Consider the following 12,843-nt stretch of genomic DNA (forward strand, 5'->3'; position numbering starts at 1 on the left):
TCGAGCTTGTCCGCCAAGCCAGCGTAGTACCGCAGGTATCTGACGGCGGTCCGAACCTCGCCACGGGCAAGGTCCAACGCCTTCCCAGTCTCTATGCAGTTAATGATCGCGACCTCGTCGCTGCGTGACTCAAGTGCGTCCGCCACGCGGAAAAGCATACGCCCACGGTCGTACGGGTGCATGTCTATCAAAACGCGGTCGCGAAAGACACGATCGGCGGCAGCAACGGCGAGATTTACTTCTTCAGGTCCTGCCTCTGCAATAACCGCTACCGTCTCCCCGTTTGAAGGGTCATCAACCTCGATCCGTTTGCCAGACGAACAATCTCTCCACTCCCCATCGATGAAATTCTTGATCACTTCTGAAGTAGCCATGCTTGTCGATCGCCGCCGGTTCCTGTTGGTACTGAACATCAAACGCTTCGTACGTGTCTTCCTGGGAAAGCCGCCTTTGGGCTTCTGAGCGCAAAAATCGGCTTCGAAGAAGTCGACGGCGGAGGTCGATTCCTGGTTGCCTATGAGGATCGCATTTCTTGATGCGACCTCAATCGCCACCTGCCCCCGCCCCACGCACGACCGATAACGACGCAGCTCCCGCGCTAAGACCGACAAATCGCAAGGATGCGTCTTAAAATTCCTTTTAGCCAATTCCTCTCCCGCGATGATAGCTTGTCTTCTACCTTCGGGTACCTACCAGATACGTGGGCTGCATTTGCTGGAAACGTATTATATAGGCGTAACTTTGTCTTGTTAGCCAGACGAGCATTCTTTGATTACCCAATAGGAGTATTCAGTGTTTCAACTGGAGCGGCAAATTCCGGCATCGTGTCGCCAGCGACATCGGTGATGCCATACTGAATGAGAGCTGATGAGACGAGTGTCCCCCACGGGGATAGTGTTAGAATTCGGCGAAGAGCGACGCCTTCTGGCGGCTGGGTGTCAGCAGGATGAAGCCGAGGAGGCGCTCACTGGCTCCGCGATGGTCTTTCATCAGCCTTCACTGAGCAGCAGGATCAGCGGTCGAATTATGCAGCTCAGAGTTCCGGTCGCTTTTGTTGGCTCGATGGGTCTGGGATTGGCCAATTTTCAAGTGGGCCTGGGGCCGTGATGCGCTCTCAAAACGGTGGCCTCGAGCCCTTACCGCCAGTTTTGGCGGAAATGGAAACGCCGGCGACTTTCCTGGTCGAAGGCTCCCAAGCCGATGGCTTCATGTTTCTATGCTCATGGGCAGACGTCTCTCAGTCTGGCCAAAGATCATGTAGTGGTTTTGGAGTGGCAGCCCTGGCCTCTTGGATCTCTGCTGCAGACAAACGGCCCGCGAATTGGCTCAGAACCGAGCGGGCAACCTCTTCCGGATCCACTGCCGGGTCGCGGTGGAGGCCCTCGTGGATCCGGTCGAGAAACGAGATCCGTTTTGTGTTTATGGCGCGGCGGCCGGGGTGCCAACCTTCGTAGTAAAAGCCGCGGAGTAAGGCTGGCAGCTGGGCACCGATGTACACCGCCTCGTCGCGACCTAGGCAGTCGCGCAGGGCGTGAAGTGTCGCAATCAGGGCTCGGAAAACCTGCTCGCGGTCATGCCAACGTAGTCTCCACGCCAGATCGCTGACCCAATTCTGGGTTGCTTGCAACGTATAGCTGATATCGCGCCTCAGGTACATCCAATATTCCTGTCCTTTAAGTTTCTCAGGGCAGATTCACGCGCCGTTACTCGAAATGCGTCACGTCGCCTTGCGCCAGCCCCCCCTCTCAGGGGAAGCGCTGCAAGAAAGATGAACGAAAATGATGCCAAGCCCGCGGCAGATGCAGCCTAACGGAACATTGGTGTCGGGGTCGGTCCCAAGCGCATTGCCGCCGCGCTATACGCGCGACGTGGACGGATTGAGTTCCCCCGGCATATTGGCCGAGGTGCCCCGCGTCGTCGCCAGTAATTGCCCACGCCTGGGAAAACCAAACACTCACTGCAACTCTCGGGCGCGCCCGGCGCCATTCCCGGTCTCGACTGACTCGTAATTGCGCAGCATCATTTCCGCGACACTGAAGGTGTGGCGCCCTTCCAGCGAAGTCAGGCGCGCGTCGACGTCGGGATAGATAAAGAAGGGAAGCGAAATTCGGTCGGTCAGACCATTGTGCGCGACCTGATGCGGCGTACTCTTGAAGCGGTCGTCGCTCAAAGCCTGAAGCATATCGCCCAAATTGACTACGAGACTGTCGGGCAGGCTCGGCACCGGCATCCAGCGCCCGCGCAACCACACCTGCAACGACCGGGTGGGGAGTTCCTCCTGCAGCAGCAGCGTGAAAAAGCCACCATCGGTGTGCTTAGCGCACGTGCCGCCGCGAGCTGGATACCGGATTACGCGTTGCTCGAGCGTCGGCGGGCTGAAATACCGTTGGAACCAGCCCTGTTCCAAACCGATCACGTCGGCAAGCGCGGTTCCGAGCTGCGGGACGACCTCGCGGAGCACGGTAGCCTGCAAGGCAAGCAGGCTTCGCGCGAAACCAGGAGCCAAAGCCTCATCCGGAAACAGTGTGCTCCCCGCAAACGGACGCCGATCGCCTTCGTTGTCGATTCCGAGATCGAACACTTCCTTTGGATCGCGGCCGGCCTCAGGATGCAGGATTTCGCCGTACAGCGGACTGTATCCACGTGCGATAGTGGGGCGCACGTTTTGTGCGGCGTGACCGAAGCGTTCCTTTGTAGCCAGTGGCAACGCGAAGAACCGCCGGGACGCGTCGATGGCATCCGCGATCTGTTCCTTCGGGATTCCGTGCTCGATAAGGTAGAAGAACCCGTACACCTCGCATGCATTGCGCAAGCGCTGTTGCTCTTGATGTCGCGTCGCATCGGCAGACAGTTTCGCCAATGAGATTTGCGGTAGCGTGGTCATAGTCATCCTCCGTCTGTATCGGCGCCCCCTGCTGGGCTCCTGGAAAATCTCGCAACTCAGTTTCTGCCTAAGTAAAATAAAAGAATGATGCCCCTGATCCAGTTAACTCGTGGGATCAATACCACGTTATTGGGGGACCACTCAAGAACTTATACGTTAAAAATATAATACAAATTCGTTCTGATGTTTTAAACAACATCAATATTATAGGTGATTTCGCCTACTTTGACCTCCTGGGTGGCGCTAAGTTCTTTCCTGGTATGCGAAGCTTATTGCCGTCATGGACTTCTGTTTCAAGAGCCAACCGGACAGGAACTGACGTTTGAGTTTTCCCGCCGTAAGACAGACTGGCAATTGCTCGCGAGGTATTCGGCCTCTCCTCTGCGGGGCGACCAGGAATCAGGCCAGCTTTCACTCAATCGGAGCGACCTTTCGAGAAATCTTTCAAAAACTGAGAATCTAAGATTGTTTCATTATTATATTGAGCCGTCTTTAAAGTGTGTCGATGGTGCCTTCCACCCAAGCCGTCAGCCGCGGATAGCGAGGTCAAGTCACGCGGGGAGATCGGTCTTGGCACGGCGAGATCGATAGTGCTTTCGACGGGAGGTGGCGCGCCATGATGCATGAGAATATTCCGGCCCAATCTCTACCGTGCTGACTTACCAGGGCAGACGCTTTACGCACGCGACGGGGCCGGAGGCGAGGGATCCAAGGCGTTCATCTCAGTGGGATGGTCAATGGCTTTTCAACCGGTCAAAGCTATGACGCCGCAGTCGTCGCGCTTCGCAAGAAAGAATTCGTGCGACGATCCCATGTTTCTTTCCCTGCTTCGGAGGCCGGCCCCTTGCAAGCAACGATGTCCTCGTTGGAACTCACGCCACGAGTGATCTTCTTTCTACATCAATTAGGATGGACTCTAATTGCAGATAGAGGAAATAACCCGTGGCAAGTCCCCCGTGACGAAGGATGTTCACGCTTTAACTGCCGGCTAAATCCGGTCGGTCGCTGCGACATTCCTATTTCAGGTCCACCAGAGAACAAGATCAGGCCGGGCAAATCCGAAAAAGCAATTCAGCACCAGGCGACGCTTTCCGTCGCCTGATTGACCGGTAACCCCGTGAACGAAGCCGCCATCGATTAGGGCGATATCCCCGGCCTTGAGCTGGAACTCGCGGCACGGGACGGCCTCAAGATAGGCTGCCGAATAGGGATATCCAGTGGTCTCCACACCCTGCGACTTTCGGTCCGCAACTGTCGGCTTATGGCTCCAGAGCCTCAGATTGCCCCCGTTCTCGGGCATGCTGGGATAGAGGTTGAGCGCTGCGACCGTATTGTGCGCCACCGCAGAAAGCTCGTAATCATCGCCAGCACGTAAGACTTGAGCGACATCGTCGTGGGGATCCAAGGAAAACGTGCCACTGCCTGACCAACTGAGAGCGCGACAAACATTGGCCTGGCCGTGTTCGGAACGGGCCAGCCGCAATTCGATGCCCTGGTTGTGAAGCTCTCGCTTCAACGCCCCGAATACTGCTCGAACCGGGTCAACCAAATTCTTAAAAAGGGCATCGACGTACGGCCGCGCGTTTTCGGCGTCTGCGAAATATGTGGCTGCATCCTTCTTGTAGTGAGATGCGCCGACATATTGTCCGGGCACACCATCTTTACGCTCTCTGAGACCGGAGCTTCCAATAAAGTTCGTAGTGATCTCCTCGGCTACTTCGGTGCTGAAAGCTTGCTTGATGTGCAGAGCGGTGAGCTCACCTTTCAGGACCGAGATGATCTCCGCCGTGTTGATCGACCCGGTCCGTTCTTTGATCGAAACCGGCGAGATGGCTGGCACTTGAGATATCTGACTAGGCATTGTCTTGCTCCTGTAGTGCGTGTTCAAGGATGGTGATGCCACGATCGAGTTCGGCATCGGTGATGGTTATCGGCGGGAGGACTTTGATAACGTCGCGATTTGGCCCCGAGGATTCGATAAGAAGGCCATTTTCGAATGCGACATCGTGCACGCGGCCGACAACTGCCGGTGAACGGCATTTCAGGCCGGCCATCAGACCGCGGCCGCGCTTCTGTTCGATGTATCTTGGAAATTTCGCAACCAGGCGATCGAGGTGCGTTTGCAGCCTGACGGCTGTCCGCTCGACACCTGCAGTAAATTTCCTATCCGACCACATCTTGCACATGGCTCCTGCCGTCACGAAGGCGAAATTGTTGCCTCTGAAGGTCCCGCTATGTTCTCCGGGCTTCCATATGTCCAAGTCGGGTCGAATCAGAACGATGGACAACGGACTACCTGAACCGCTTAGGGACTTGGAAAGACACACAATATCCGGTTCGATTTTCGCGGACTCGAATGAGAAGAAATCGCCAGTTCGGCCCGCACCCGCCTGAATATCGTCGACGATAAAAACAATGCCGTGCGTACGGCAAATGCGCTGAATTTCCGTGAGCCAAGCTGCGGATGCGGCGTTCATGCCGCCTTCGGCCTGGATGGTCTCCAGAATGATTGCGGCAGGCTTTTCTATGCCGCTCCCCGGGTCGCTCAAAACGCTGTCGATGTAACTGGCGGAATCGAAAGCTTGGCTCGGATAGCCGTCATAGGGAACACGGATCACATCGTGGCGAGCGACGCCTCCCAGTTCCCTGGTTGAGGCCGAGCCCGACACCGCTAGAGAGCCGAGCGACATGCCGTGGAACGCATTCGTAAAGGCCATGACGCTCGAGCGGCCGGTGTATTTTCGCGCCAGCGCCAGCGCCGCTTCGTTGGCGTTCGTGCCGGTCGGCCCGGGAAACTGAATCTTGTACGAAAGGCCTCTGGGTTTCAGGATCCAATCGACGAACCCTTCAATGAAGTCACGCTTTGCCGCCGTATGCATATCAAGCGACAGAAGAATGTTCTCACCGACGAGATATTCAATCGCTGGCGCCATAATATCCGGATTGTTGTGCCCGTAGTTGAGTGCGCCGGAACCCACCAGGAAATCGATAAAGGGCTTACCCGTCTCGTCCCAGATCGTCGCCCCAAGGGCCTTCGTAAAGACGGTGGGGAACGCCCGGCAATAACGACGAACGTTAGATTCATGAGCCGTGAAAGCGTCGGTGTCCATATCAAGTCCTCTGCACATAGTCTTTCAAAGAAGAGAGCTGTTTAATGGCTAGTGGTTTGCGGCAGATGTTCGTCGCTTAACGTTGAAGCAGAATGCCGGAGGCAGCTTTGTTTGGTCTGGGTTTGGTCTGGTGATGCCGGCATCCTCATCAAATATTGTTGGGTTGCGTTGCCCTCCATTCGGATGCTTTCGAATGTGCTGCAACAGGATGGCTTCTAAAGCTTCCGCGAAAGCATCGCTACTATGGCATCAGGTAGTTGACGTACCCACCCTTCGCTGCCCATAGCGCTCCGGACAAATGAATGAGTCCAAGGAGATCAGCAGGGTCGCGTCGCCAGAGGTTGTGTCGCTCGGCGGTAGCGAAGCCGCTCGCGAGCGCGCTCCTCAATAGCGCCGTAGCGAGCGAGCGGCTTCGCGGCGGTCATCAATATTCGCCGTTCAACCTCGGGCTGCGGACACCAACCTGATTCAAGAAACTATTTGATGACCGATGACACAGCGAAAGCCACGCTCTCTTTGAGAAGAATGCGGATTCCGATCTCTTGCGCGATGACTGGCCCGAGCCGCCGGATCAAGAGGGCGGGGCCGCCGTGGACCCCCTTGACGGAAAGCCCGTTCGTAGGCCAGGCGGAAGCAACCGGGAGACGCGCTGGCGAAGGGCCGCATCGGTTTCGAGAACGTCCACTACCGCGACGGCAACCATCCCCGGCCGCAGCTGGGCTGCTGCCTTCAGGCGAGTCGAAAAGGAGATCGTCCGGGAGGGTGAAGGCGTTGACGAGGTGAGCCGTGAGTAAGCAATCAAGCTCTGATCGGGATCGACTAACACTGTTTCCATCCGACCGATGGTTGACCTGTGATCGGCGTTACCTCAAGCTAGGCAGGCCGACAAGCTCGGTTGGAAGGCGAAGACCTTTCGATGAGCTCGTCTCCGAAATGCTCGAGGCCCACTGCCGCGCCTACAGGAACATACTGGCGTAACGTGAAAACACGATGGCGTCGCGGGCAGGTGCATCTGTCGTGGGGCCATCCGCACTGCCAGGCACGCCCTCTCGGCCGGCATGCACTCAGGTCCGGTCGTTTGGGTCGGCGAATTCACACATCCTGCAAAGCAGAAAACCATCTGCTCCATTCATGCGGTCGACGATTTCGCGAAAAACTGGCTTTTCAAACAGAGCGGAGTAACCCTCATATAGAAGGTTGCCCAATACGTGACGCCGTTCAAAATCCATAGAGCACAGGGTAACGTCGCCGTTTGGAAGAAGAACATTCCGATACTGTCGTGCGTCCACGCAGGTTAGGGCTCCGACCACTGGCTGACGTGGTGCAACGATCTTAGGGTCGACGCTTCCACCCCTACTGCTCACCGGCCGCGCTTTTATCAGGGCTTCGGTAGGAATAATGTCGGCTATATCTGGGTGGGGCTCGCCCAAGGCCACGAATCGGATCAAGGGGATGTCCGCGTCGACGAGTTGACGAACCAGATCGCGATACTTGTCTCCGACCAGGCGGCTGTTCATGTAGGTGCCGTCATCGAAAACATGGACCACGAATACGCCCAAGCGCAAGGCTTGCAATCGCTGCAGGTCCTGCCCGTTCATTCCCACCAGCGTCGTAAAAATCCTGATGCCATGGCCTTTGGCGAAGGCGTGCTCCACCATTTCGGTACAGTCCGGATTGAGCCAAGGTTCGGAGTATCCCGCAAAACCAATGTCGACGGAAGTCGGTACGCGGGCCAGACACCGCTTGAAATCTTCAAGATCCAGATGACTCGCATGAGACACTTTTCTTTGCCGGACCGCGAACTTGTCCTGGGGACAATATGAACATCCTACGACGCATCCCGTGGTCGTCGTTATCTCCAAAACCCTGCCGGCTGTGTTTGCTGAGCGAAGTTCCGGTAAAATCACTGGTGATTACTCCCATCTACTTCCTGCGAAGCGCCACGATGGTGTGCGTGTGCCTTTGGCTTTCTGATACCGCCTGCTGATCTACCGAGGCAACGCAGACATCTACCCTTTTTGGCAGCCTAAGCCGCCCGGTTCACCGATTTGCCGGGCCGACCCTTCACAAACTTCCAGCGCGTCGGACCAGAGACAGCATTGCATCTTTCGAGGCATCACTCGCTCCGGAGATGTAGCCTCAACCGTTGGTCGCTGGCCCGTCGCCGAGATGCGCGCGCAGCACCCTCGAACCCGCCGGAGAGAAGCTTTCTGGATGCCGTCGATCATCCTTCATCGAGCGAGTTCCGTGTTCTCATGCGGGTCAGCCCTCACACTATATTGCCGCACATCGACCAGCAAAGGCCGAGCTAGTGCGCCTGGCGCGCAGTTACTGCGAGATAGGCTTCGAAAAGCCCGACAGGGCTAAGACGCTCCGCTGTATTGAACCCGAAATGTTTTCTGACAGCTGTCAGATTTTGGACACACATCACTCATCGTCAGTCGCTTAATACGGATGGTAATTTCTTCCAGGAATCGGTGACATTGAACACCACCCTGTCATGACCGCCCAATCTCAGCGAAGCGAACTCAGCATCGCCACCAGGACCAAGCCTGAAGATAAATCCGCCGTAGCAGCGTCAACGACATTTTGCTTTCGAAGCCGGATGGATTGCACGAGGTGATTCGCGCCGTGATGCAGGAGGTGCTCGAGGCCGAGATGGACGAGGCGCTGGGTGCTTCGAAGAGCGAGCGCACGCCGGAGCGTCTCGGCTATCACGCGCGCTACTACGGGCGGAGAACTAGCTGCGCACCTACGGCGGTTGGATAATCCCAAGGTTCAAAGCTTTTACAACAGCTACCGTTCTGCTGGTCGCATCCAACTTCCGCATTACATTTTTTAAATGGAAATCTATCGTATTTCGTGATCTGCCTAAAATAGTTCCTATTTCCCAAGATGATTTTCCTTGTGACACCAAATCAATGCACTCTATTTCTCTCGGAGACAGGTTATGAGCTCGTTCCGACGCAGTCGTAGTGTCGAACTTCGTAACCATCCGATGAAACCGCAGCGCGGCCATTTGCAGGTAGGTGATCGCTCTATTCTGCAATTCGCAGTCCGAGGATTGAGCAAAACTCACAAACCTAAAGCTGCCACCAGGGCCATGTAATGGGACGGTAACGCCTGACCTCAAGCCGAATGTTGCTGCTTCGTCCAAGACGCGGCGTCCATCTTCAGTTATGTTTTCATCAGTATACACCTCGCTCCATCGAAAGGGTCCCGCCTCCTTTCGACCTTTCTTGATGAGGGGGTCTATTTTGGCATAGCCCATTCTCGAGTAGCGCTCCTGCCATTCAGCAGGATAATTCCACATCACCACAGAACCCTCTCGGTTCGGCTTGAAAGCCCTCTCTGATGCGAGCGGCCCATAGGCAATCCACGGGCAATCGAAATTCAGCGCAAACGCAGACAACAGTTCGAACAACTGTTCGGATTGAGCGACATCATCAGTCATCTTGAGGAATAGGTCTAACTCCACCGCAATCCGCCGGAGTTCCATGATGTCTCCTTCATTGCGTTCTCATTGGTGCACAGTTTGCTCCAACCCAGCCTCGCAACATCCGAAGTCAACGGGACTCGAGCCGGAGTTCCTTCCGCCACCTGGAGTACCCTCAAGAGTCGTGCCAGCTTGCGAGCGAAGCTTCTCCTTCAGGTCGTCAATCGACGGGGGAGGTACCCAGGAGGCGAACCGACAGCACTGTGTCGGGGAGCGCACAATCCGACAGTCGAGCATTCGATTGACGGAATATGGGCAGGAAAGTATTCGCGGCGCGCTTTTGAAATCAGCACCTAAGTGCCGGGCCTGAGAAAGCTGCATTGCAACTGTACTTATTTGATCGAGGCAAGAACAAGCTCAAAATTCAATCGATACATCGACCTTCTTTTCCAATCTCCCGAGTTGAGCAGCCGTAGCAATCGTATCGACTGGATGGCGGCTGACTTTCTCCAGGCTCGGTAACCTGCTGAATTTGTCCTTCGGATGTTCCCGCTCAGTTGGCACGACTTTTGAACTCACCGTCGTGAGGCGGCAAGAGCTGCCCGCCAAAATTGATGCTGTTATGGGGGAGGTCGAAATTCCAGTTTTGTCTTTTATCGTCTTTGGGACCGAGCGTGTTGATGCGCCCGCTTGGAAACTATGAGACGTTTCCCCGTCCATGGGCGCGGCGCCACTTGTCGCGACGTTTTCGCCTTCACTGTTCGCCTCTGGAACAGGCAGCCGGCCCGGCTCGCGATCATCATGACCGCGATGCTCGCCTCCACGCTGGCTGACGTGTTGATGCCGCTCTATTCTGGCCGACTCATCGACGCTGTTTCTCGTGCTGCTAATGCGGCAGCACCAGCTTCGGATTCAGCTGTTGCAGCATTCTCTGTACCGATTGCATTGGCACTCGGTGGCATTGCCATGCGCCACGTCGCCTTCATTGGCCTGAGCGACCTGGTGTTGAAAATGATTTCCGACGTCGCGACCGAAGCGTTCCATCATGTGCAGCGCTTTTCGACAGACTGGCATGCAAACAGCTTCGCCGGCTCGACAGTGCGCAAGATAACGCGCGGCATGTGGGCGCTCGACCTCCTCAACAGCACGATACTCGTCACGCTGCTCCCGTCGTTTGTCATCTTGATCGGCTCGACGGTGCTGCTCGGCTGGCACTGGCCGGTCATGGGCGTGATCTTTGCTTGCGGCTCTCTCGTCTACCTTGCGTTTTCGATTTCGCTGTCGCTCGGCTATGTCGCGCCAGCGGCGAGCCTTGCCAACCGATGGGACACAAGGCTCAGCGGCGCGCTTGCGGACGCGGTCAGTTGCAACGCTGTGGTCAAGGGCTTCGGCGCAGAGGTTCGCGAAGACGAGCGGCTTGCAAATATCATGACGAAATGGCGGCACCGCGCGCGCCGGAGCTGGGTGCGCGGAACGATCATCGGCTCAACCCAAGGCGTAACTTTGGTTGCGCTCAGGGTGGCGGTGGTCGGATATGCCCTGCTTCTGTGGTCGCATGGACAGGCAACGCCGGGCGAGATAGCATATGTTCTCACGTCCTTCATCGTCCTGCAGGGCTATCTGCGTGATGCCGGCATGCATGTCCGCAACGTGCAGCACTCGGTTAATGATATGGAAGAACTGGTGGCCATCCACAATCAGCAGGTGGATGTTGCCGATCGTCCAGAGGCCAAGCCGATCCGGATCACGAACGGCCGTATCGATTTCGAGAACGTCCACTTCCGCTACGCCAACCATCCCCTGCCGCTCTATAGCGAATGTTCGCTGTCGATTGAAGCTGGCGAAAGGGTTGGGTTGGTTGGACCCTCCGGTTCCGGCAAGACAACATTCGTGAAGCTGATCCAGAGACTCTACGACCTGAGCGGCGGCCGGATCCTGATAGACGGTCAGGACGTCTCGGAGGTGACCCAAGAGTCCCTTCGTTCGCAGATCGCGATCGTGCAGCAGGAGCCGATCCTGTTTCACAGGTCGCTTGCCGAGAACATCGCCTATGGCCGGCCTGGCGCGAGCCAGGCCGAGATCGAGCAAGCGGCACGACTGGCAAGTGCCCACGAATTCATCGCGCCCCTGCCGAAGGGCTATGGGACATTGGTCGGCGAAAGGGGTTTGAAGCTCTCCGGCGGCGAGCGCCAGCGCGTGGCGATCGCGCGCGCCTTCCTCGCGAACGCGCCGATCCTTATTCTGGACGAGGCCACATCGAGCCTCGATTCGGAATCCGAGGTGCTCATTCAACAAGCGGTGGATCGGTTGATGGTGGGCCGAACCACACTCGTCATCGCACACCGGCTGTCGACGGTCCGCTCGCTCGATCGGCTGCTCGTCTTCGACCGTGGCCGCATCATGGAGGACGGCGATCATGCCGCCCTGATCAATCTCGATGGTGGCATTTACCGCCGCCTCTTCGAACGGCAGGCGTTGGAACTCGCGAAGGGCCTGGCCTGATCGCTAAACCGGCTTGCGCGATGCGCCGAGCCGTTGCCGGAGAGGGGTGTGGCAGTGACGAGCGGCGGGCGTTAGGCGGCAAAACCAGCACGGCCGGAACTGTCCGCCAAACGGGCGAGCGGGAATGCACCACGTCTAAGCTTCGGCGAATGCGCGCAGTTACACGCGGGCACCGAATTGTCGCGCCTAACGGCGCACGCACCAAAAGGGCGGGAATGTCGACGGCCCGGGAAGAGTGCGGCCCTCGCCGTTACCCACATTTCGCCAAAGGAAGCGAAGTCAACGCACATTGAGAGGGCGGTGCTTCCCGGCCGGCCGGGATCCCTGTCGCTGGCCCAACCTACCGCACGCTGGCCACGTCAACGGTTCAAAGTCCCTTCGGTTCGCAAAGTCGTCCCCTTGGAGACCCGGAAGCGCAGGAGCTCCGACCGCAGTCTTCGCTCAACTCTGGCCATCTGCTCCGGGATTGGATTCCGTTCCCTTGCTAGCACAGTGGCAGCTGAGCACGAACTCGCCGGCCCCGTGTCTTTCGATTACGGCCAACGGGCTTAGGAAGAGATTGGATTCGCCGGCCCTCTGCGGAGCGAATGAACAGTTCTACAGATCATCGACGTCCGCGAAAAAGAGCACGCAGCCGAAATAGCAGGCCTGAAGCAGCAGCGAACAGGCCAGCGTCGTGACGACTGCCACACGGATCGAATCCAAAGCGAAGTAAACCATCGACGCATTGCTGCACAGGACCAGCCCCACGAGCCGACAAAAAGATGAAGTGCAACGCCGTTCTCCTGGTTTTCGCCAGATCATGTTGCGAGCTCGTCGGCCGCAACATGCGTCTGGCAGTTCTTGGGGCAGACGCGGCCGCAGGCTCCGCAGCCTATGCAGCGGCCGGCATCATCGACAACCATGATCAT

Annotated in this window: 11 protein-coding genes and 1 pseudogene; 2 read left to right on the top strand and 10 right to left on the bottom strand. The window is 57.0% G+C overall.

Features of this window, described 5'->3' with window-relative positions:
* The 6 genes from EOA78_RS11225 to EOA78_RS11250 all read right to left on the bottom strand — a co-directional run.
* Window positions 1-554: aldehyde dehydrogenase family protein (locus tag EOA78_RS11225; RefSeq protein ID WP_245477473.1), on the bottom strand; the 554-nt coding region annotated here is incomplete at its 3' end.
* 683 nt (window positions 555-1,237) lie between these two features.
* Window positions 1,238-1,657: a DUF2267 domain-containing protein gene (locus EOA78_RS11230; protein WP_127315232.1), complete on the bottom strand. Its 420-nt coding sequence runs from the start codon at window positions 1,655-1,657 to the stop codon at window positions 1,238-1,240.
* A 297-nt stretch (window positions 1,658-1,954) separates the two neighbouring features.
* Entirely contained in the window at window positions 1,955-2,884 is a 930-nt protein-coding gene (locus EOA78_RS11235; RefSeq protein ID WP_127315233.1) for a 2-oxoglutarate and iron-dependent oxygenase domain-containing protein, read from the bottom strand.
* Between the two features lie 1,021 nt (window positions 2,885-3,905).
* On the bottom strand, window positions 3,906-4,745 hold the full coding sequence (locus EOA78_RS11240) for a hypothetical protein (RefSeq protein WP_127315234.1): 840 nt from the start codon (window positions 4,743-4,745) through the stop codon (window positions 3,906-3,908).
* The gene (gene ectB, locus EOA78_RS11245; RefSeq protein ID WP_063169362.1) at window positions 4,738-5,994 is read right to left on the bottom strand and encodes a diaminobutyrate--2-oxoglutarate transaminase; all 1,257 of its coding nucleotides are present in this window, start codon (window positions 5,992-5,994) and stop codon (window positions 4,738-4,740) included. Before ectB ends, EOA78_RS11240 begins: the two co-directional genes overlap by 8 nt.
* 1,064 nt (window positions 5,995-7,058) lie before the next feature.
* Window positions 7,059-7,652 carry an SPASM domain-containing protein gene (locus tag EOA78_RS11250; RefSeq protein ID WP_210326682.1) on the bottom strand — a complete coding sequence of 198 codons (594 nt, stop codon included), beginning with the start codon at window positions 7,650-7,652 and terminating at the stop codon, window positions 7,059-7,061.
* Window positions 7,653-8,494: 842 nt separating this feature from the next.
* Between EOA78_RS11250 and EOA78_RS11255 the strand changes: the two are divergent.
* Window positions 8,495-8,730 (top strand): annotated as a pseudogene (locus EOA78_RS11255) (transposase); the annotation flags it as partial.
* 16 nt (window positions 8,731-8,746) lie between these two features.
* Here EOA78_RS11255 and EOA78_RS11260 read toward each other — a convergent pair.
* Together EOA78_RS11260 and EOA78_RS35935 are read right to left on the bottom strand one after the other, a co-directional pair.
* Window positions 8,747-9,493: a LuxR family transcriptional regulator gene (locus tag EOA78_RS11260; protein WP_063169365.1), complete on the bottom strand. Its 747-nt coding sequence runs from the start codon at window positions 9,491-9,493 to the stop codon at window positions 8,747-8,749.
* 354 nt (window positions 9,494-9,847) lie between these two features.
* A complete protein-coding gene (locus tag EOA78_RS35935; RefSeq protein ID WP_127262113.1) occupies window positions 9,848-10,150 on the bottom strand; it encodes a hypothetical protein in 303 nt (100 codons plus the stop codon).
* On the opposite strand from EOA78_RS35935, the gene EOA78_RS11265 reads away from it, so the two are divergent.
* Window positions 10,130-11,932 carry an ABC transporter ATP-binding protein gene (locus EOA78_RS11265; protein ID WP_063169366.1) on the top strand — a complete coding sequence of 601 codons (1,803 nt, stop codon included), beginning with the start codon at window positions 10,130-10,132 and terminating at the stop codon, window positions 11,930-11,932. The two genes, EOA78_RS35935 and EOA78_RS11265, sit on opposite strands and share 21 nt — an antisense overlap.
* Window positions 11,933-12,529: 597 nt before the next feature.
* Here EOA78_RS11265 and EOA78_RS11270 read toward each other — a convergent pair.
* The gene (locus EOA78_RS11270; protein ID WP_245477474.1) at window positions 12,530-12,682 is read right to left on the bottom strand and encodes an exopolysaccharide production repressor protein; all 153 of its coding nucleotides are present in this window, start codon (window positions 12,680-12,682) and stop codon (window positions 12,530-12,532) included.
* Window positions 12,683-12,732: 50 nt separating this feature from the next.
* Window positions 12,733-12,843 (bottom strand): 4Fe-4S binding protein (locus EOA78_RS11275; protein ID WP_164750051.1); only part of this gene is annotated, 111 nt, incomplete at its 5' end.

Source organism: Mesorhizobium sp. M5C.F.Cr.IN.023.01.1.1 (genome assembly GCF_003997585.1).
GTDB classification, from domain to species: Bacteria; Pseudomonadota; Alphaproteobacteria; order Rhizobiales; family Rhizobiaceae; genus Mesorhizobium; species Mesorhizobium wenxiniae.

What these genes read in the sequence shown, in the direction of transcription:
- EOA78_RS11250 (WP_210326682.1), bottom strand. Translation starts at nt 7,652, where the DNA reads ATGGTGGAGCACGCCTTCGCCAAAGGCCATGGCATCAGGATTTTTACG.
- EOA78_RS11240 (WP_127315234.1), bottom strand. Translation starts at nt 4,745, where the DNA reads ATGCCTAGTCAGATATCTCAAGTGCCAGCCATCTCGCCGGTTTCGATC.
- EOA78_RS11260 (WP_063169365.1), bottom strand. Translation starts at nt 9,493, where the DNA reads ATGGAACTCCGGCGGATTGCGGTGGAGTTAGACCTATTCCTCAAGATG.
- EOA78_RS11265 (WP_063169366.1), top strand. Translation starts at nt 10,130, where the DNA reads ATGAGACGTTTCCCCGTCCATGGGCGCGGCGCCACTTGTCGCGACGTT.
- ectB (WP_063169362.1), bottom strand. Translation starts at nt 5,994, where the DNA reads ATGGACACCGACGCTTTCACGGCTCATGAATCTAACGTTCGTCGTTAT.
- EOA78_RS11230 (WP_127315232.1), bottom strand. Translation starts at nt 1,657, where the DNA reads ATGTACCTGAGGCGCGATATCAGCTATACGTTGCAAGCAACCCAGAAT.
- EOA78_RS35935 (WP_127262113.1), bottom strand. Translation starts at nt 10,150, where the DNA reads ATGGACGGGGAAACGTCTCATAGTTTCCAAGCGGGCGCATCAACACGC.
- EOA78_RS11235 (WP_127315233.1), bottom strand. Translation starts at nt 2,884, where the DNA reads ATGACCACGCTACCGCAAATCTCATTGGCGAAACTGTCTGCCGATGCG.